We start from the raw sequence: 16,549 nt of genomic DNA, 5'->3' as shown, positions 1-16,549 counted from the left end.
CATGACCTCCCCCGCCTCGACCTCCCCCCTGCCCGACAGCATTTTGCTCCCGTCCCTGGCCGTCTTGGGAGGGCAGATTTCTGTCAATCTGGGGGCGGCGATTGCGAAGAATCTGTTTCCTGTCATCGGGGTCGAGGGGATTACCGCGTATCGCGTGGGGTTTTCGGCGCTGATCCTGCTGGCCATCTTCCGTCCCTGGCGCTTCCGCCTGACGCGCAAGGATGTGCTGAACTTGCTGGTCTACGGCTCCGTGCTGGGATTGATGAATTTGCTGATTTACCGGGCGTTTGCGCTGATACCGATCGGCATTGCCGTGGCCATCGAGGTGACGGGGCCGCTGGCGGTGGCCATGCTGTCGTCGCGCCGGCCGCGCGATTTGCTGGCCGTCGCGTGCGCCGTGTTCGGTCTCTATTTATTGCTGCCGCTGCAAGGCAGTCCGGGCAGCCTGGACCCCGTCGGCGTGGCGTATGCGCTGGGGGCGGCGCTGTGCTGGGCGTTGTATATCATCTTCGGCAAGCGCGCCTCGACCTTGCAAGGCGGGCAAGCGGTGGCCTGGGGCATGACGGTGGCGGCCATGGTGACGGTGCCCATCGGCGTTGCTTACTCGGGCACGGCCCTGCTGGCGCCATCGATTGCCTTGATGGGCCTGGCCATTGCCATGCTGTCCAGCGCCCTGCCGTATTCGCTGGAAATCTTTGCCCTGCGCCGCTTGCCGCAAGGGGTGTTCGGCATGTTTAGCAGCGCGGCACCCGCCGTCAGCGCGCTGGCCGCCATGGCAGTGCTGGGGGAACAGCTGAGCCTGATCCAGTGGCTGGCCATCGCCTGCATCGTGTTCGCGTCGGCCATGGCGGCGCTGGGTGCGCAAGGCGGCAAGCGCTAGCGGCATTCAGTCCAGCCCCTACCGCGTCGTGCAGCGCTACCGTGCATGGCTGCGCGGTGGCGGGCAGGTTTTGATGCCTGCCTGTAAAATGCGTTATCGTTTGCCCTATCGTGCATTCCTGCCCCACCGATGAAATCCACCTTCCTTTTCCGCTGCTTCCCCCCTCTCGCCGCTGCAGCCTTGCTGCTGGCGCCTGGCGCCGCCGCACAGGCAGCCGGCGCGCCCACCACCGTCATGGGCAATGCCGAAGCGGGCAAGGTGGCGTTTCGCAAGTGCGCCTCCTGCCACCAGGTGGGGCCATCGGCGCGCGGCGGCTTCGGCCCCAGGCTGACGGGCGTGATCGGCCGCAAAGCCGGTTCCACCGCCGATTACAAGTATTCGGCGGCCATGAAAAACGCGAATATTGTCTGGACCGAGCAAAACCTGGCGGGCTTCCTGAAAGCCCCCAGCGATTTCATTCCCGGCAATAATATGCGCTTCTGGGGCATCGGCAATGCGCAGCAAGTGGCCGACTTGCTGGCCTACCTGCGCACGCAGTAAGTAAGCAGGTAAGTAGGCAGCTAAGTAGGCAGGTCACGCACTGGCCCGGCCACGCGCGCGCGGACAGGCGGACGCGGCCCATCAAGCCACGACAGCAGCTCAAGCCTCCAGCGCTTGCAGCAAGCCCTTACGCTGCTTGTGCGCCGCCAGGGTAACGCCCTCCCTGTTTGAAGTCCCGTTCCACCTGCTTGAATGCGCGTTCACGCCGGGGATGGTCACCGACAGGCAGTGCTTCCCTTAGGGTTTGGCTGGCAGCTTGCGCACGCACAGGTAAATGGAATACAGCGCCGCCAGCCCCACCAGCACATACACGCCGCGCGACGCGGTCGACATGGCACCGAGGATGCGGGCCACGATATCGATATCGAACAAGCCCACCAGCGCCCAGTTCAAGCCGCCCACGATCAGCAGGATCATGGAGATCCAGTCGACCACGTTCAGGCGCTTTGCCGTCATTTCCTCGTTTGCCGCACCGTCCGATCCTGCCTGGATATTCGCCATATCAGCCTCCTGTAAGAAGACAGGTGCCGCCGCCGGCCCTGTGCAAAGATCAGTGTAGGCACGGCGCCGGCATATGCCAGTCAGACGATGCCGGGGTTCGAGGTAGGACGAGTCTGTAATAAGAACGGTGATTTTATCTGGCAATAATTTCGACAAAAGTGGCCAGCTGTTGCTAAACAAGCAGTAACCAATTTCAATATGGAAATATTTATAGATTACTTAGTATTGCACTGCTACACTCATTTCACCCCAGCAACATCAGGGGCAACAGCGCCGCGCCGTGCCGCCCGCATGGGGTGCGGCCACCATGGGACAACAGCTGAGGGGACATGAATATTTCAAATATACGCATCGGTGTACGTCTGACCACGGGTTTTTTGTTGTCATCGCTGTTGCTGGCGGTGGTCGTCAGCATCAGCACCTGGCAGCTTGCCACGGTGAGCGGGGAAATCGATAGCAGCGTGAACCAGCGCTATGCGCGCATCGAGCAATTGCAAGCCACACGCAACAGCACCCAAGAGCAGCCCACCCTGCGCGACATCGACCAGCAGATCGCCACGCAATCAACGCAGATGCGCGCGGCGGCCGAGGCGGCCATTGCCCGCGCGCGCAATACCAGCGTGCTGATCATCGCGCTGGGTCTGATCGGCGGCGTGCTGAGCCTGGCCACGGCCTGGTTCATCAGTAGCGGCATCGTGCGGCCCCTGCGGCACGCCGTCAAGGTGGCGCGCAAGGTGGCCGGCGGCGACCTGAGCGGCAATATCCGCGTCGAATCCGGCGACGAGGTGGGCCAGTTGCTGCAGGCACTGAAAGACATGAATGCCAGCTTGATCCATATCGTGGGCGATGTGCGCGGCGGCACGCAGGACATCGCGGGCGCCTCGGGAGAGATCGCCGCCGGCAACCTGGATTTGTCGCAGCGCACGCAGGCGCAAGCCAGTTCGCTGGAGCAAACGGCCGCCTCGATGGAAGAGCTGACGGGCACCGTCAAACAAAATGCGGACAATGCGCGGCAAGCCAACATGCTGGCGCTATCGGCCGCCGATGTGGCTGGCAAAGGAGGCAAGGTGGTGGCACAAGTAGTCGATACCATGAGCTCGATCAATGCGTCGTCGAAAAAGATCGTTGATATCATTGGCGTGATCGACGCCATCGCCTTCCAGACGAATATCCTGGCCCTGAATGCGGCCGTGGAAGCGGCGCGCGCAGGCGAACAGGGACGCGGCTTTGCCGTCGTGGCCGCCGAGGTGCGCACCCTGGCCCAGCGTTCGGCCGGCGCGGCGCGGGAAATCAAGCAATTGATCGGCGACTCCGTCGAGCGGGTCGACGCGGGCGCGCGCCTGGTCGATACGGCGGGCGCCACCATGCGTGAAATCGTTGCCAGCGTTCACCGCGTGACGGACATCATGGGCGAAATCAGCATGGCCAGCGGCGAGCAATTGTCCGGCATCGAGCAAGTCAATGCCGCCATCGTGCAGATGGAGCATGTGACGCAACAAAACGCCGCGCTGGTGGAACAGGCGTCGACGGCGGCGGCGAGCATGCAGCAGCGCGCCCAGCAACTGTCGGGCACGGTGGATATCTTCACCTTGGGCAATGAGGTGGCGCCCCTGCACGCGGCGCCGCCCATCAGCCTTGTTGCGGCGCAAGACACGATGCAAGACAAGGCCGCACCCGCCCTGGCACGCTCGCGCGCCCCAGTCGTTAGAGCGCGCCTGAAAGCCTGAGTTCCCGCTCATTGCTCATTGCTCATTGCTCAATGCTCAATGCTCATTGCTCATTGCTCAATGCTCAATAATCAAGCATTGCTACAGCTGCTTGTACATGATGGTGGTGGCGTCCAGCCGGTCGCCGGCCGGCGCCACTGCATAGGCGGGGATGCTGCCCGCCACCACATAGCCCAGCGACAAGTACAGCGCCTGCGCATGGTCGCTGCTGCGCGTATCGAGCGTCAGCAGGCTGCGCGGCAGCTGGCGCGCCCGCACTTCCAGCGCCTGCATCAGCAAGCGGGCGATGCCGCGCCGGCGGAAAGCGGGCGCCACCAGCAGCTTGCGCACCTCGGCCCGGTGCGCCTGGTTGGGGTTGGTGTCCCAGTCCAGCTGCACGGCGCCCGCCACCTTCCCTTCCACCTCGGCCACCAGCAGCAGGCGCACGCCGCGCGTGACGGCCGGCAAGACGTTATCTGTCCAGAACGCCTGGCTGGCCGCCGCGTCGAAGGGCAAGATAAAGCCGATGCTGGCGCCGTCGTGCACGCAGTCTTGCAGCAAGGCGCCCAGTTCCGGCAAGCGTGCACGAATATCGGCGCAGGTAAAATGGTGCAGTGATGGGGACATATCAACCTCAGACGATGAACAAAAAATAGCGGGCTCCGCTGTCGGCTGGCGTGACAAAGGTGCTGGCGCCATGCAACTGGTAGCGCAGGCAATCGCCTGCCTGCAATGAATGGGAGCGGCCATCGACGGTCACGTTCAGCTGGCCTTCCTGCAGCAACAGATGGTGTTCCATGCCGGGCCGGGGCGAGGTGGCATAGGCAATCGTCACGCCAGCGCCGAGTTCGCATTCGAGCGCTTCGCCGGCCAGCGCGCGCGACGGCGGCGAAACGGAACGGCGGATAAAACCGGTGTCCGGGTCGGTCCACACGCTTTGCTGGGCCCGCAGCAGCAGGGGCGCGAAGTCGTCTTCCACCATGCGCAGCAGGCGCGACATGGCCAGGCCATACGTGGCGCACAGCTTGCCCAGCACAGCCGTGGTTGGGCTGACTTCGCCATTTTCCAGGCGCGACAGGGTCGCGCGGCTGACCTGGCTGGCACTGGCCAGCTGGTCCAGCGACCAGCCCCGCTCCACGCGCAACTGCTTTAAACGCGCTGCCAGCCGCTGTTCCGTATCGTGATCAGTCAATTTCCTATTTTCCATATATGGGAATTTATCCCGAACACGGGAATTTGGCAAGCAATCGTTGCACAGTTGTTCAGCGCACAGACCAGCGGCCGCTGCTCAAGCAAAATGGCACAACACCTCAAGGAGAAGCCATGTCCGCCACTCCCCCCACTCCCCAGCCGCGCCAGGGCCAGGCGCCCGCTCCGCTGGGCAGGGTCGAATTTCATTTGCAATTCATCCGCTCGTTTGCCGACCCCACGTTCGACGCCGTGCGCGGCGCCCTGGTGCAGGTGGAAGAAGTGGCGTGGAAGAATTACCAGGATGGCCGCAAGGCGCCCGTCACGCAGAAGGCCGGACCGGGTTTTGCCGACCCCGACTACGAGCTGTCGGTGGAATGGCTTGCCACGCGCGAGCGCTTGCTGGCGGCCGAGGCGCGTCAGAAAGATCCCGCCACGCCGTCGCGCGTGCTGCTGATCTGCGGCGCGGCGCGCAACGACGGTTCTTGCCCTGGCGAAATATCAAAGACCTGGCGCATGACGCAATGGGCGAAAGAAGTGCTGCAGGCCGATGCCATCGAGGCGGACGTGCTGGACCTGAGCTTGCTGACGTCCTCGTATGACTTGCACATCCACCCGTGCAAAGGCTGTGTCTCGACAGCCATGCCCCTGTGCCACTGGCCGTGCAGCTGCTACCCGAACCATGGCGAACGCCAGACGAATGACTGGATGGCGGACATTTACGCGCGCTGGACGGCCGCGCACGCCGTCATCATCCTCACGCCCGTGTACTGGTACCAGACGCCCGGCGTGCTGAAACTGATGATAGACCGGCTCGTCTGCGCCGACGGCGGCAACCCCGACCCCACGTCCACGCACGGCAAGAAAGCCGTGGAAGCGAAGGCCCTGGAATTGCAAGGCTGGAATTACCCGAAACACCTGGCCGGGCGCGCGTATGGCCTCGTCGTGCATGGCGACGTGGCCGGTATCGAAGGCGTGCGGCGTGGCCTGTCGGACTGGCTCGACTGGATGGGCCTGGTCGACGCAGGCGCGAAGTCACGGCTGGACCGCTACATCGGCTATTACGACAGCTATGCGCAAAGCCACGAAACCCTGGACCGCGATACCCATATGCAGGAAGAAGTGCGCAACGTGGCGCGCGCCGTGGCCGAAGCCGTCAAGCGGCTGCGCGCGGGCACGCTGGCGCCGCCCGATGCGGCACTACAAGCTCCGCGGCCAAAATGACGCCGCGCCTACCTACCCCGCCATGCGCGAGGCGTGGCGGCACAATTCCAGGAAACCCGCCAAGCGGGGCGACAGGATCTTTTTAGACTGGCGTATCAGGTAAAAGTTGCGCTCCAATGGCGGCAGCATGGTTTCCAGCTCCACCAGTTGCCCGCTGGCCAGCAGATCGGCCACCACCACGCGCGACAGGCAGGCGATGCCCAGCCCTGCCGCCGTGCCATACTTGATGGCTTCCGAGTTGCTGAATTCGCCTGCGGGGCGCAGATAGTGCAGATACGGCACCAGCGCCTGCTCCACCGCTTCGCGCGTGCCCGAACCCGCTTCGCGCAGCAGCCAGCCCGCCTGGTTCAGTTCTGCAAAGCTGAGCAGATGGCGCAACTGCGCCAGCGGATGCGTGGGCGCGGCCACGATCAGCATCTGATCCGTCAGCCATGGCTCCACCAGCAAGCCCGCTTCGTGGCACGGCCCTTCGATCAGGCCGATATCGACACGGAACTCCGCCACGGCGGCAGCGATGTCGGCCGTGTTGGCGATCGTCACCTGCGGAATGCTGCGCCCATACTGCTGCGCCGCCTGGGCCAGGATCTGCGGCAACAGATAGATACCAATGGTGGTGCTGGCGCCGATTTGCAGGCTGACGGGCACGGACGGGTCGGCGCCCGCGAACTGGCGCTCGATGCTGGCGGCCCCGTCGCGCATCTGCCGCGCCTGCGGCAACAGCAAACGGCCATTGTCGTTGAGCAGCAATCGCTTGCCCACGCGGTCGAACAACTGCGCCCCCAGCAAGGTTTCCAGTTCATTCAGGGCCGCGCTGGTGGCCGATTGCGACAGCGCAATGTGTTCGGCCGCCGCACTGGTGCTGCCCGTGTCCGCCACGGCGAGAAAAATCTGCAGTTGCCGCAAAGTTAAGGCCATTAAATCTACCTATTTTATTGGTTAAACCTACCAAAACAATCCGTTTTACCATTTAATCGCCGAACTGTACAGTCATGCCACACGAACACAGAACCATGGAGTACGGCATGTCTTCTCTCTCAACAAGCAACACAACAAGTTTCAGCGACCGCTATGGCCGCCTTTTGCCGGGCCTGCTGCTGAGCGGCGCGATCGCCTGGGGCGCCATCGCGCTGGGCAAGCTGGAATGGATGCAAAGCCATGGCATGAGCGCGCTGACCCTGGCCATCATGCTGGGCATTGTGCTGGGTAACAGCGTGTATGGCCGCCTGGCGCCCACCTGCGGCGCGGGCGTGGCCTTTTCCAAGCAGACGTTATTGCGACTTGGCATCATCCTGTACGGCTTTCGTTTGACCTTCCAGGATATCGGCCAGGTGGGCCTGGCCGGCATCGCCATCGATGCGCTGGTGCTGGCGTCCACATTTGGCCTGGCCATGTTCCTCGGCACCAAGGTGTTCAAGCTGGAACGCAATAGCGCCATTTTGATCGGCGCGGGCAGCTCCATCTGCGGCGCAGCGGCCGTGATGGCCACGGAACCCGTCGTCAAGGGGCGCAGCGAGGATGTCACCGTGGCCGTCTCCACCGTCGTGGTATTTGGCACCATCGCCATCTTTTTGTACCCTTTGCTGTACCGGTGGAATCAGGGCTGGCAGGTGCTGGGCGCCACGCCTGCCGCCTTCGGCGTGTATATCGGCTCGACCGTGCATGAAGTGGCGCAAGTGGTGGCGGCCGGCAAGTCCATCGGGCAAGAAGCGGCGAACGCGGCCGTGATCGCCAAGATGGTGCGTGTAATGATGCTGGCGCCCTTCCTCGTCATCCTGTCGGCAGTACTGGCGCGCGGCAAGGCCAAAGGTGGCAATAGCGGCCACGACAAGGCGGCCAAGCTGGCCATCCCCTGGTTCGCCTTCATCTTCATCGGCGTGGTCGCCTTCAATTCCCTGGGCCTGCTGCCAGCAAGCACCGTGACCACCATCACCGAGTTCGACACGGCCCTGCTGGCCATGGCCATGGCGGCCCTGGGCTTGACGACGCATATGTCGGCCATCCGCCGCGCCGGCATCAAGCCCCTGCTGCTGGCCGGCCTGTTGTTCTGCTGGCTGATCGCCGGTGGCGCCGCCATCAACCACATGGTCGCCAGCCTGTTTGCCTGACGCTAAGCCTGATTCACGCGAGGGCCACTGACACGGGAGTCGAAAACTTCGTACAATAAGCGTGTTTTGACTCTCAATCCCGCTTCGGCCCCACCAGGAACCATCCATGCATCTCTCGAACTGGCTGCTTTTCTGCAGCGTCGCCCTGCTCGTCACGTTTTCTCCCGGCCCGGCCGTCTTGCTGGCCATCTCGAATGCCATCGCCGTCGGCCCGCGCCGCGCGATGATCAGCAGCATGGGCAATGGCTTTGGTTTGTTCATCATTTCCGGCGTGGCCATGGCTGGCATGGGCGTCGTGCTGGCGACCTCGGCCACGGCCTTCATGCTGCTGAAACTGGCTGGCGCCCTGTATCTGGTGTACCTGGGCATCAAGCAATGGCGCAGCAAGACCAGCATCGTCGCCGATGCGCCCGTGGCGCTTGGCGCGGCGAATCCAAATTCGTTCTGGAAACTCTTCCGCCAGGGCTTGACGGTGGCGCTGACCAATCCCAAGGCCATCCTGTTCTTCTCGGCCCTGTTCCCGCAATTCATCACGCCGGGCGAACCCGTGGCCATCCAGTTCACCGTGCTGACGACCTCGTTTGTCGCCTGCGCCATGCTGGCCCATTTGTTCTACGCCAACCTGGCGCGCCTGCTGAAAACCCAGCTGGCCACGCCGGGCCGCGCCAAGCTGTTCAACCGTATTTCGGGCGGCGCCTTCGTGCTGTTGGGCCTGAGCCTGCTGCGCCTGCGCGCCAAGGCGGCGTAACTAATCCTCTTCCGTCAAAAACGCTTCGATGCTGGCCGCCAGGGCCAGCGGCGTTTCGTTCATCGGATAGTGTCCCGCATTGGCCAGCACTTCCAGCCTGGCCTCGGGATACCACGCCAGATACGTGCGGCGCATCAGGGCCGCGTCGAAACGGGGGGCGTGCTCCCCCACCAGCACCAGCAAGGGCAGCGTCACGCGCGCCGCCTTGACCTCTTCACTGAAATCCGTCCCGCTCCACGCCAGGAAACAGGCGGCAAACGCGGCTGGATCCGAACTGTCCCACGAGTATTGCGCTTTCCAGTCCAGCCAGGTGGCGGACAAGCGCCCGCCCGTGCTACGGTCAATAATGGCGCGCCGCGCTTGCTGGTTGCCGCTGGCATCCAGAAATAGCGCGCGCGCCGGCGCGTCGAGTGCCACGCCGCAACTGGGCACGGGCGCCACGGCCACCAATTTGCGCAAACGCAAGGGCGCCAGCAAGGCCAGCCGTTCCAGCGCCATGCCGCCCATGGAATGGCCCACCACGCTGAAGGTGGCAAAGCCAAGCGCGTCGGCCAGCGCCAGCGCGTCGCGGGCCACTTCGTCCATCGAGTAGTCGCCTTGCGCGCCGCGCATGCCGCCATAGCCGCGATTGTCCATGAAGACATAGCTGAAAGCCCCGCCATCGAGCGTCACTTCCATCGGCGCAAACGCGTGCGCGTCGCCAAACCAGCCGTGCAGGACGATGACGGCGTGAGAGCCATGACCCACGCGATGATAGCTATTGTGCATATACACTCCTGAAAAAGAGTGGATGGTACGGGCGGATCAAGCGGCCCGCCTTCGCTATAAGGTCAAATCCTGTAGAGTATGGGCCATGGATGATTTTTATACGGAAGTGCCACGCGCATTGATCGCTACCGCACGCGACTATGCTTCCGGCGCCATTTTCCCCAGCCACGGCCATGCGCGCGGGCAATTCGCCTATGCAGCGCAGGGTGTCATCAGCGTACATACGCCGCAAGGCAACTGGCTGGTGCCGCCGCAGCGCGCCTGCTGGGTACCAGCCAGGCTCATGCACGGCATGCGCATGCATGGCGCCGTGACCATGCACAACGTGTTTATCGCCCCAGACGCCATCGCCAGGATGGGCTTGCCATCCGATTGCCAGGTACTGGACGCCTCGCCGCTGCTGCGCCAGTTGCTGGCCGGGGCCGTGAGCGTAGAGGCTTTGTATGCGGAAGAATCGCGCGACGGTCGATTGATGGCCTTGCTGCTCGATGAGATTGCCGAAGCCAGGGCCCTGCCCCTGAACGCGCCCCTGCCGCAGGACGCCAGGCTGGCACGGCTATGCATGGAATTGCTGCAACAACCGAGCCTGGACAGTAGCCTGGACGCGATGGCGGTGCAGGCGGGCATGAGCCGGCGCACCTTTACGCGGCAGTTCCGCGCACAGACGGGGCTGGCCTTTGCCCAATGGCGCCAGCAAGCGTGTTTGCTGGCGGCCATCACGCGACTGGCCGGGGGACAAACCGTTACCAGGGTCGCGCTCGACCTCGGCTATGCCAGCCCCAGCGCCTTCACGGCCGCCTTCCGCCGCGTGCTGGGCCAGGCGCCCAGCGACTATCTGTCGAACTAGGCAATGATGGCGGCAATGCGCTGCGACAGCGCCTGCGCCAGTTTCTGCACATGGTAGCCGTCGACAAAACCATGGTGGGCCTGCGCAGAAAACGGTACCCGCATGCGCCCATCGTCCTGTGCAGGGCCGAACTTGCCCCAGGTAAAGGTCGGAATGTCAGCGTCGCGGTGGCGGTAGATCGGGTGCTCGATGGCCGCCAGGTCCAGCCACGGCAGGCAGGTGATGAAGATATTGTTGCGCTGCTCGCGCTCGCTTTCGCCCTCGCCCGTATTGATCAGCGCGGAACTGGCTTCGGCGGTGCGCTTGGCTTCCAGACTGCGTTCGAGGAAGAGATCAAGCTGGTCCGTCATCACGAAACGCGTGTAGTTGAGGTTCTCGTCGCCGTTGATGACGGTGTACGAAGCGGGGAAATCGTCGATCCTGATCACTTCGCCCTGATAGATGCGGTACATGAAGTTGTCGATCTCCCTGACCGTATTGAGCAGGCAAAACAGGAAAAAGTGGAACACGGGGATTTTTCGTTCCTTGCACCAGGGCCGGAAGTCCGGCACGTCGAGCTGGAAGTTGATGTTGACGAGGGGATTGTCAAACGCCCGGAACAAGTCATAGCGGTCGCGCCGCTTTTCAAAATTTTTCATGTGGCGAGTGTAGACGATGGGGGTGCTGGCGGGCAAGTCACGCCGCATCGGCGCCGCTGCGCGCCAAAATTGCCCTGGCCACTTCGGCCACGCCCTCCTCCAGCTCGGCAGCCGTTGGGGCCAGGGCGAAGCGTGTCAACTCCCCGTCCACAGCGTCAGCCAGCCCGGGCGAATGGCGCACGATGCCCTGCAGAACAAAGTACTTCCATTGTTCGTCGTTACTGGCCAGCACCGTTTTCACATAGGGGGCAAGGCGTGGGCCGATGCCGGCCAGATAAGGCAGGAGCACGGCGGCCACCGGCCAATTCACGTCCTGGATCCACTCCAGGATTTGCGGCATGGCCGGAGCAACTTCGTCCCATGGCAAGGCGATGAGGGCTTGCGCATGCTGCGTATCGTGTTTATCGCGCGGCAATGGCAGACTCATGCGACGCATCCTGTCATGTGGCGCCACCATGGGCCAGGCCCCGCTGCACTTTCCACGCCAGCGGTAAAGTGAGCAGCAACAAGGCTGCCAGCGCCAGCAGGGCCGTGTTTACGCTGGTATGGTCGCCCAGCGCGCCGAACAGCACGGGCGACAAGGCCCCGCCGCCGATGCTGCCCGTGTAGAACAGCGCGAAAGCGTGCTCGCGCTTGCCGGGTTCGGCCAGTTCCGGCACCGCGCCGTACAGCACGGACGAGGTGCCGTTCAGCGCCAGCCCCAGCAAGGGCAGCATGGCCATGACGCCGGCCAGGGGCAGCCACAGGGCCGCGACAATCAGTACGGAAGTCATCGATTCCGTCAGCCACACAGTCTTCATCATGCCGATGCGCGCGCCCAGATAGCCGCACAGCAGTTTGCCGAAGGCGCCGCCCACGAACAGCAGCGATAGCGCCACGCCGATGCCGGCCGTGCCAGCGCCCTTGCTTTTCAGCAAGAATGGCAAGAAGGTGAGAAAGCCCATGCGCACGGCGCTGTCCAGCGTGCCCGTGGCCAGCAGTGCGCGAAAGCTGCCTTTCGAGCCGCTACCCACGATGCTCTTGCCCGCCTTCCTGGCGCCGGCCTGCAGCTCACCCGGCTTCGGCAATAGCCACCACAGCAAGCCGGCCGCCGCCAGGCCCAGCAAGCCCAGCAGCGAGACGCTGGCTTGCCAGCTGCACACCAGCAACAGCAAGCCCACCAGGGCCGGAATCAGGGTCTTGCCGATATCGCCGGCAAAGTTGTAGTGCGACAACGCTTCCTTCACGCCGCCGCCCGCGTCGTGCGTATCGGTGACGATGGACGAGGCCAGCGGATGCTGCGTGCTGGCCCCCAGGCCGCCCAGCAGCAAGGCGAACAGCAGCACGGCCAGGCCTCCCGCCTGCCCCGCGATCAGGTAAGCGACGCCGGCCAGCGCCGTGCCGCCCACCAGCAGGCGTTCGCGTCCCCAGCGCCTGGCCATGCGGCTGGCCAGCAACTGGAATCCCGCCATCATGCCCGAGTACGACCCGCGCAACAGGCCCACCATGGCGTAGCTGATGGCAAACTGCGCCTGCCAGATGGGCAGAAGCACGTAAATAACGTCCGTCAAGCCGTCATGCACGGCATGCGCGCTGCAGGCGGCGAACAGCGAGCGGCGACGGAGCGATTTGTCGGAGGGATGTGCTTCGGGGGACAGCGCGGCGGCGGACGGTTCGGTCATGACTGTGCATGCAGGAAATCATAAGGCGACCAGCTTACTACACATTGCGTTGGCATCTTGATCGGCTTGTTTATTCGTTTTCAAGCCGGACATCATCCATTACCTATCCTTGCCTGCCAGAAATAACACTGGACCGGCAACAGGCCGTGTTATAACTACTGTACAACTTCTTCATCTCTCATCAGAGGCCAGGCCACCATGACGTCCTCCAGCTTCACCTCAGCCCAATCAGCGAAAAAGGCTGCTTGCAGCCAGTGCCAGCAAGCCGAGCCACTGGGCTTCGATTTCACCTTTGCCTATCAACCGATCGTCAACCTGTCCACACGCTCGATCTTTGGCCACGAAGCACTGGTACGCGGGCCCAACGGCGAATCGGCTTACTCGGTCTTGTCCCAAGTCAATAACGAAAACCGCTATGTGTTCGATCAGGCCTGCCGCGTGCGCGCCATCGAGGGTGCGGCCCGGCTGGGCATCGAGGAATATCTATCCATCAATTTTCTGCCGAACGCCGTGTATCGCCCCGAGGCTTGCATCCAGGCCACTTTAGCCGCGGCGCGCGAATACGACTTCCCCATCCGCCGCATCATCTTCGAGGTAACCGAGGGCGAAGAAGTGCGCGACCGGCCCCACCTCGTCAACATCTTCCATGAGTATCGGCGCTTCGGCTTCCAGACAGCCATCGACGATTTTGGCGCCGGCTACGCGGGCCTGACCCTGCTGGCGGAGTATCAGCCGCACATCATCAAGATCGACATGGAACTGGTACGCGGCATCGAGGCAAGCGCCCCCAAACAGGCGATCGTCAGGGGCATCATCGCTATTTGCAAGGAACTCAACATTCAAGTCCTGGCGGAGGGCATCGAGACGACCGCCGAACGCGATTGCCTGAAGGAGATGGGCATTGACTTGATGCAGGGATATCTATTTTGCAAGCCCGCATTGATGGCCATCGGCGTGATCAATCCCGCAGCGTGGTGACAGGCAGTCACCACGCCTTGACCTGCTTCAGCCTTACTTGCCCATCGCATCCTTTTTCATCTCGTCTTTCTTCATCTCATCCTTCTTCATGCCATCTTTCGCCATGGCATCTTTTGCCATGCCATCCTTGGCCATGTGATCCTTTTTCATGTGCTTCTTGGCCATCGGCTTCTTCATGCCGTCCTTGTCCATACCATCCTTGTGCATGGCATCGGCCGAAGCGTCCTTGGCCATCGGGTCTTTCTTCATGGCGTCCTGGGCGAAGGCCGCGCCCGACATGAGGATGGCGGAAGCGATGATGGCGGTGATGGTGGTTTTCATGATAAGTCCTTGTCTCTAGGTTATATGGGCAAATGCCCGGTGGTAAAGCTGTTGCTGTGCTACAGGGTGCTGCTTACTGCTAAATAATAGGAAGGCCGGGAGATGGTCAGGGCCAGGTGCATTGCCGCAGGCACTACGATTAGTACGACAAGGCAATGCGACATGGCCGCCTTTGCCGTCTTCCTAGGAACCGCCGAACCAGTTGTATCCCTGATTCTCCCAATACCCTCCCGGATACGTATTCGTGACAAAAATGGCCTGGATGTGCTTGGGATTCTTGTAGCCGAGCTTGGTGGGCATGCGCAATTTCATCGGGTAGCCGTACTTGGGCGGCAATTCCTGGCCGTCATACGTCAAGGCCATGATGGTTTGCGGATGCAGGGCCGTGGCCATGTCGATGCTGGTAAAGTAATCGTCGGCGCACTTGAAACCGATGTATTTTGCCGTCGTGTCGGCGCCGACACGTTTCAGGAAATGGGAAAACGGTACGCCGCCCCACTTGCCGATGGCGCTCCAGCCTTCCACGCAGATGTGGCGCGTGACTTGCGTTTCCTGTGGCAAGGCACGCAGCTGCGGCAAGCTCCACGGCTTCTTGTCGGCGATCAAGCCGCTCAACTCCAGGCGCCAGGCGTCACCATCGACCTCTTCCACCTCGTCTTCGCCGTAATACGCGTTGAAGGGAAACGGCCGGGTGATCATGGAATCGGGATACGTCGGCGCCAGTTTGTTCGGGTCGAAGAGCCAGCCCTGCACCCGGTCATTGAAGCGCGAGACCGCCGTCAAGGCTGTCTCGATGCTGGACGGGTCGCTGACGTTGCAACCGGTCAGCAGCGACAGGCCGCCCAGGGTCAAACTGCGCTGCAGGAACAGGCGGCGCGAGGGTTGCGGGATCTGGCGCAGGGCGTCGGCCAGCATGGCCTGGCCCGACGCAGGCAAGAGGATGGTTTTTTTCATGATCATCTCCTTTAGCGGCCGCGCAGCATGGCGACCAGGGTGCGCGGCACCAGCGCCACCATCAGCAAGTGTACGCCGATAAAGCCCACCAGCAGCGCCATGGCGATGAAATGCACGCGGCGCGCACTCTCGTAGCCGCCCAGCAGCTCGCGCAAGAGGGGAAACTGCACGGATTTCCATAGCACCAGACCGGACAGCACCAGCACGATGCAATCTAACATCACAAACAGATAGGCGGCGCGCTGCACCATGTTGTAGTGGCGCGGGTCTGCGTGGGCCAGCCTGCCCTTCAGCGCGGCAAGGAAATCGGCCAGCAGCAGGCGCGGCGAGAGAGGAAAGAACTGGCGCCGCAGCCGTCCCGATACGATATTAATGAGCAAATAGAGCAAGCCATTGGCTACCAGCAGCCACATGGCGGCAAAATGCCATTGCAGGGCGCCGCCCAGCCAGCCGCCCAGGGTCAGGGCGCGCGGCAGCTCGAACGGGAAAAACGGCGCAGCATTGTAGATGCGCCAGCCGCTGGTGGCCAGTATCACGACGGCCACCGCATTAAGCCAGTGCGTAAGGCGCAGCCACGCGGGATGGATCACGGCGCTTGAAACAGTGGGCGTATGCATCACAGTACTCCTTTCGCGCATTGCGCTGTGCTGACGGCTTGCAGGATGGCGCTGCTGTCGGCCCGCTGCACGAAGGCCACCACTTGCAGGTTCTCGGGGCGCCAGCTGGCGGGCAGCTTGACTTCTCGGCGCAGCTGGGCGCGGCCTTGCGCCAGTGCAACCGGCCCCAGCCACAGGCGCACGGCGGCATCGTGATGCAGGGTGGCGCCGCGGTTCTCGCCGCGCAGCACCGTTGACACGATGCCACTTTCGCTGATGGCCAGGTATAACTGGCCGCCCGTCTGCGTGTCCGGCGCGCTGGCATTGGCTTCCAGCAATAGTTTTCCATCCTGGCCCGGCGTGGCGGACAGGCGGATAGCGACGGGCGCGGCGGTCGCGTTGATGCGGCGTATGGCGGCCGGCAACTGCGTATCCCAGCTGCGCAATTCCGTGCCGCCGACGAAAAACTGGGGCGTGTAAGCCACATGGCGCGGCTGGTGGCGCAGCAGTTCGGCCTGGCGCGCATCGAATTGCGCCTGCGCCAGCGGGTCCGTCCAGCCGATCTGGTCCCAGTACGTGACGTGCAGCGCCAGTGGCACGACCAGGCTGGCCGCCCCCGCTTCCTTGCGCAAGGCGTTCAGGCGCTGGTCGGCGGGCGGGCAGCTGGAGCAGCCTTCGCTGCTGTACAGCTCCACCAGCGCCGCCGTTTGCGGTCCGCTTTGCACGGCGCAGCGCTGGCCAGCCGCCATCTGCGCGTAAGCGGGTGAAGTCGCGGCCCACAGACAGAGCGGAACGAGGCTGGCGGCAAGGCGGTGCTTGATATGCATGATGACTACCCGTTATAGTGAATGAAGAAACGTGCTTGCTTGTCAATTCGCCGCGATGGCGGGATTG

20 protein-coding genes are annotated in these 16,549 nt (G+C 63.0%); 8 read left to right on the top strand and 12 right to left on the bottom strand.

Features of this window, described 5'->3' with window-relative positions:
- Position 1 precedes the first annotated feature (1 nt).
- Both ACQ4WN_RS09970 and ACQ4WN_RS09965 read left to right on the top strand, forming a co-directional pair.
- Positions 2-880, top strand: coding sequence for an EamA family transporter (locus ACQ4WN_RS09970; protein ID WP_436551393.1), 879 nt, complete (start codon positions 2-4; stop codon positions 878-880).
- A gap of 129 nt (positions 881-1,009) precedes the next feature.
- Positions 1,010-1,420, top strand: coding sequence for a c-type cytochrome (locus ACQ4WN_RS09965; RefSeq protein ID WP_436551392.1), 411 nt, complete (start codon positions 1,010-1,012; stop codon positions 1,418-1,420).
- A 237-nt stretch (positions 1,421-1,657) separates the two neighbouring features.
- On the opposite strand, the gene ACQ4WN_RS09960 is transcribed toward ACQ4WN_RS09965, so the two are convergent.
- Positions 1,658-1,921: a DUF378 domain-containing protein gene (locus ACQ4WN_RS09960; protein ID WP_199534280.1), complete on the bottom strand. Its 264-nt coding sequence runs from the start codon at positions 1,919-1,921 to the stop codon at positions 1,658-1,660.
- Between the two features lie 329 nt (positions 1,922-2,250).
- Here ACQ4WN_RS09960 and ACQ4WN_RS09955 point away from each other — a divergent pair, with 329 nt between their 5' ends.
- Positions 2,251-3,648, top strand: coding sequence for a methyl-accepting chemotaxis protein (locus ACQ4WN_RS09955; protein WP_436551391.1), 1,398 nt, complete (start codon positions 2,251-2,253; stop codon positions 3,646-3,648).
- Between the two features lie 81 nt (positions 3,649-3,729).
- On the opposite strand, the gene ACQ4WN_RS09950 is transcribed toward ACQ4WN_RS09955, so the two are convergent.
- Both ACQ4WN_RS09950 and ACQ4WN_RS09945 read right to left on the bottom strand, forming a co-directional pair.
- Positions 3,730-4,254 carry a GNAT family N-acetyltransferase gene (locus ACQ4WN_RS09950; RefSeq protein WP_436551390.1) on the bottom strand — a complete coding sequence of 175 codons (525 nt, stop codon included), beginning with the start codon at positions 4,252-4,254 and terminating at the stop codon, positions 3,730-3,732.
- Between the two features lie 7 nt (positions 4,255-4,261).
- Complete coding sequence (locus tag ACQ4WN_RS09945) at positions 4,262-4,834, bottom strand: helix-turn-helix domain-containing protein (RefSeq protein WP_436551389.1); 573 nt, start codon at positions 4,832-4,834, stop codon at positions 4,262-4,264.
- Between the two features lie 116 nt (positions 4,835-4,950).
- On the opposite strand from ACQ4WN_RS09945, the gene ACQ4WN_RS09940 reads away from it, so the two are divergent.
- The gene (locus tag ACQ4WN_RS09940; protein WP_436551388.1) at positions 4,951-6,039 is read left to right on the top strand and encodes a flavodoxin family protein; all 1,089 of its coding nucleotides are present in this window, start codon (positions 4,951-4,953) and stop codon (positions 6,037-6,039) included.
- Between the two features lie 12 nt (positions 6,040-6,051).
- Here ACQ4WN_RS09940 and ACQ4WN_RS09935 read toward each other — a convergent pair whose 3' ends face one another.
- Complete coding sequence (locus tag ACQ4WN_RS09935; protein ID WP_436551387.1) at positions 6,052-6,954, bottom strand: LysR family transcriptional regulator; 903 nt, start codon at positions 6,952-6,954, stop codon at positions 6,052-6,054.
- A gap of 107 nt (positions 6,955-7,061) precedes the next feature.
- On the opposite strand from ACQ4WN_RS09935, the gene ACQ4WN_RS09930 reads away from it, so the two are divergent.
- Together ACQ4WN_RS09930 and ACQ4WN_RS09925 are read left to right on the top strand one after the other, a co-directional pair.
- Positions 7,062-8,144, top strand: a complete 1,083-nt coding sequence (locus ACQ4WN_RS09930; protein WP_436551386.1) for a YeiH family protein — start codon at positions 7,062-7,064, stop codon at positions 8,142-8,144.
- Between the two features lie 106 nt (positions 8,145-8,250).
- Positions 8,251-8,892, top strand: a complete 642-nt coding sequence (locus tag ACQ4WN_RS09925) for a LysE family translocator (protein WP_436521838.1) — start codon at positions 8,251-8,253, stop codon at positions 8,890-8,892.
- On the opposite strand, the gene ACQ4WN_RS09920 is transcribed toward ACQ4WN_RS09925, so the two are convergent.
- Positions 8,893-9,660 carry an alpha/beta fold hydrolase gene (locus tag ACQ4WN_RS09920; protein WP_436551385.1) on the bottom strand — a complete coding sequence of 256 codons (768 nt, stop codon included), beginning with the start codon at positions 9,658-9,660 and terminating at the stop codon, positions 8,893-8,895.
- Positions 9,661-9,745: 85 nt separating this feature from the next.
- Between ACQ4WN_RS09920 and ACQ4WN_RS09915 the strand changes: the two genes are divergently transcribed.
- Positions 9,746-10,507: an AraC family transcriptional regulator gene (locus ACQ4WN_RS09915; protein ID WP_436551384.1), complete on the top strand. Its 762-nt coding sequence runs from the start codon at positions 9,746-9,748 to the stop codon at positions 10,505-10,507.
- Here ACQ4WN_RS09915 and ACQ4WN_RS09910 read toward each other — a convergent pair.
- The 3 genes from ACQ4WN_RS09910 to ACQ4WN_RS09900 are packed head-to-tail and all read right to left on the bottom strand — an operon-like array spanning position 10,504 to position 12,806.
- Positions 10,504-11,145 (bottom strand): CatA-like O-acetyltransferase, encoded by a 642-nt coding sequence (locus ACQ4WN_RS09910; RefSeq protein WP_436551383.1) that lies wholly within the window; start codon positions 11,143-11,145, stop codon positions 10,504-10,506. The genes ACQ4WN_RS09915 and ACQ4WN_RS09910 overlap by 4 nt on opposite strands.
- 37 nt (positions 11,146-11,182) lie before the next feature.
- Positions 11,183-11,572, bottom strand: coding sequence for a DUF5071 domain-containing protein (locus ACQ4WN_RS09905; RefSeq protein ID WP_436551382.1), 390 nt, complete (start codon positions 11,570-11,572; stop codon positions 11,183-11,185).
- 13 nt (positions 11,573-11,585) lie between these two features.
- The gene (locus ACQ4WN_RS09900; RefSeq protein WP_436551381.1) at positions 11,586-12,806 is read right to left on the bottom strand and encodes an MFS transporter; all 1,221 of its coding nucleotides are present in this window, start codon (positions 12,804-12,806) and stop codon (positions 11,586-11,588) included.
- Positions 12,807-13,004: 198 nt separating this feature from the next.
- Here ACQ4WN_RS09900 and ACQ4WN_RS09895 point away from each other — a divergent pair, with 198 nt between their 5' ends.
- Complete coding sequence (locus ACQ4WN_RS09895) at positions 13,005-13,784, top strand: EAL domain-containing protein (RefSeq protein WP_436551380.1); 780 nt, start codon at positions 13,005-13,007, stop codon at positions 13,782-13,784.
- A 33-nt stretch (positions 13,785-13,817) separates the two neighbouring features.
- On the opposite strand, the gene ACQ4WN_RS09890 is transcribed toward ACQ4WN_RS09895, so the two are convergent.
- The 4 genes from ACQ4WN_RS09890 to ACQ4WN_RS09875 form a co-directional block, all read right to left on the bottom strand.
- Positions 13,818-14,105 (bottom strand): pentapeptide MXKDX repeat protein, encoded by a 288-nt coding sequence (locus ACQ4WN_RS09890; RefSeq protein WP_436551379.1) that lies wholly within the window; start codon positions 14,103-14,105, stop codon positions 13,818-13,820.
- A gap of 183 nt (positions 14,106-14,288) precedes the next feature.
- The gene (locus ACQ4WN_RS09885) at positions 14,289-15,065 is read right to left on the bottom strand and encodes a molybdopterin-dependent oxidoreductase (RefSeq protein WP_436551378.1); all 777 of its coding nucleotides are present in this window, start codon (positions 15,063-15,065) and stop codon (positions 14,289-14,291) included.
- A 5-nt stretch (positions 15,066-15,070) separates the two neighbouring features.
- The gene (locus tag ACQ4WN_RS09880) at positions 15,071-15,676 is read right to left on the bottom strand and encodes a cytochrome b/b6 domain-containing protein (protein ID WP_436551377.1); all 606 of its coding nucleotides are present in this window, start codon (positions 15,674-15,676) and stop codon (positions 15,071-15,073) included.
- Positions 15,676-16,482 carry a DUF1223 domain-containing protein gene (locus ACQ4WN_RS09875; protein WP_436551376.1) on the bottom strand — a complete coding sequence of 269 codons (807 nt, stop codon included), beginning with the start codon at positions 16,480-16,482 and terminating at the stop codon, positions 15,676-15,678. The genes ACQ4WN_RS09880 and ACQ4WN_RS09875 overlap by 1 nt, the downstream gene beginning before the upstream one ends.
- Positions 16,483-16,549 lie beyond the last annotated feature (67 nt).

It is taken from the genome of Janthinobacterium pasteuri (assembly GCF_051380775.1).
In the GTDB taxonomy this organism is placed as follows: Bacteria; Pseudomonadota; Gammaproteobacteria; order Burkholderiales; family Burkholderiaceae_D; genus Janthinobacterium.
Note: the sequence above shows the minus strand (reverse complement) of the source record. Positions and strands in the feature narration are given on the sequence as shown.

Bases quoted from the DNA above. Each gene is read 5' to 3' on its own strand.
- ACQ4WN_RS09905 (WP_436551382.1), bottom strand. From the start codon at position 11,572: ATGAGTCTGCCATTGCCGCGCGATAAACACGATACGCAGCATGCGCAA.
- ACQ4WN_RS09960 (WP_199534280.1), bottom strand. From the start codon at position 1,921: ATGGCGAATATCCAGGCAGGATCGGACGGTGCGGCAAACGAGGAAATG.
- ACQ4WN_RS09915 (WP_436551384.1), top strand. From the start codon at position 9,746: ATGGATGATTTTTATACGGAAGTGCCACGCGCATTGATCGCTACCGCA.
- ACQ4WN_RS09950 (WP_436551390.1), bottom strand. From the start codon at position 4,254: ATGTCCCCATCACTGCACCATTTTACCTGCGCCGATATTCGTGCACGC.
- ACQ4WN_RS09945 (WP_436551389.1), bottom strand. From the start codon at position 4,834: ATGGAAAATAGGAAATTGACTGATCACGATACGGAACAGCGGCTGGCA.
- ACQ4WN_RS09880 (WP_436551377.1), bottom strand. From the start codon at position 15,676: ATGCATACGCCCACTGTTTCAAGCGCCGTGATCCATCCCGCGTGGCTG.
- ACQ4WN_RS09940 (WP_436551388.1), top strand. From the start codon at position 4,951: ATGTCCGCCACTCCCCCCACTCCCCAGCCGCGCCAGGGCCAGGCGCCC.
- ACQ4WN_RS09920 (WP_436551385.1), bottom strand. From the start codon at position 9,660: ATGCACAATAGCTATCATCGCGTGGGTCATGGCTCTCACGCCGTCATC.
- ACQ4WN_RS09890 (WP_436551379.1), bottom strand. From the start codon at position 14,105: ATGAAAACCACCATCACCGCCATCATCGCTTCCGCCATCCTCATGTCG.
- ACQ4WN_RS09885 (WP_436551378.1), bottom strand. From the start codon at position 15,065: ATGATCATGAAAAAAACCATCCTCTTGCCTGCGTCGGGCCAGGCCATG.
- ACQ4WN_RS09910 (WP_436551383.1), bottom strand. From the start codon at position 11,145: ATGAAAAATTTTGAAAAGCGGCGCGACCGCTATGACTTGTTCCGGGCG.
- ACQ4WN_RS09900 (WP_436551381.1), bottom strand. From the start codon at position 12,806: ATGACCGAACCGTCCGCCGCCGCGCTGTCCCCCGAAGCACATCCCTCC.
- ACQ4WN_RS09970 (WP_436551393.1), top strand. From the start codon at position 2: ATGACCTCCCCCGCCTCGACCTCCCCCCTGCCCGACAGCATTTTGCTC.
- ACQ4WN_RS09955 (WP_436551391.1), top strand. From the start codon at position 2,251: ATGAATATTTCAAATATACGCATCGGTGTACGTCTGACCACGGGTTTT.
- ACQ4WN_RS09925 (WP_436521838.1), top strand. From the start codon at position 8,251: ATGCATCTCTCGAACTGGCTGCTTTTCTGCAGCGTCGCCCTGCTCGTC.
- ACQ4WN_RS09875 (WP_436551376.1), bottom strand. From the start codon at position 16,482: ATGCATATCAAGCACCGCCTTGCCGCCAGCCTCGTTCCGCTCTGTCTG.
- ACQ4WN_RS09935 (WP_436551387.1), bottom strand. From the start codon at position 6,954: ATGGCCTTAACTTTGCGGCAACTGCAGATTTTTCTCGCCGTGGCGGAC.
- ACQ4WN_RS09895 (WP_436551380.1), top strand. From the start codon at position 13,005: ATGACGTCCTCCAGCTTCACCTCAGCCCAATCAGCGAAAAAGGCTGCT.
- ACQ4WN_RS09930 (WP_436551386.1), top strand. From the start codon at position 7,062: ATGTCTTCTCTCTCAACAAGCAACACAACAAGTTTCAGCGACCGCTAT.
- ACQ4WN_RS09965 (WP_436551392.1), top strand. From the start codon at position 1,010: ATGAAATCCACCTTCCTTTTCCGCTGCTTCCCCCCTCTCGCCGCTGCA.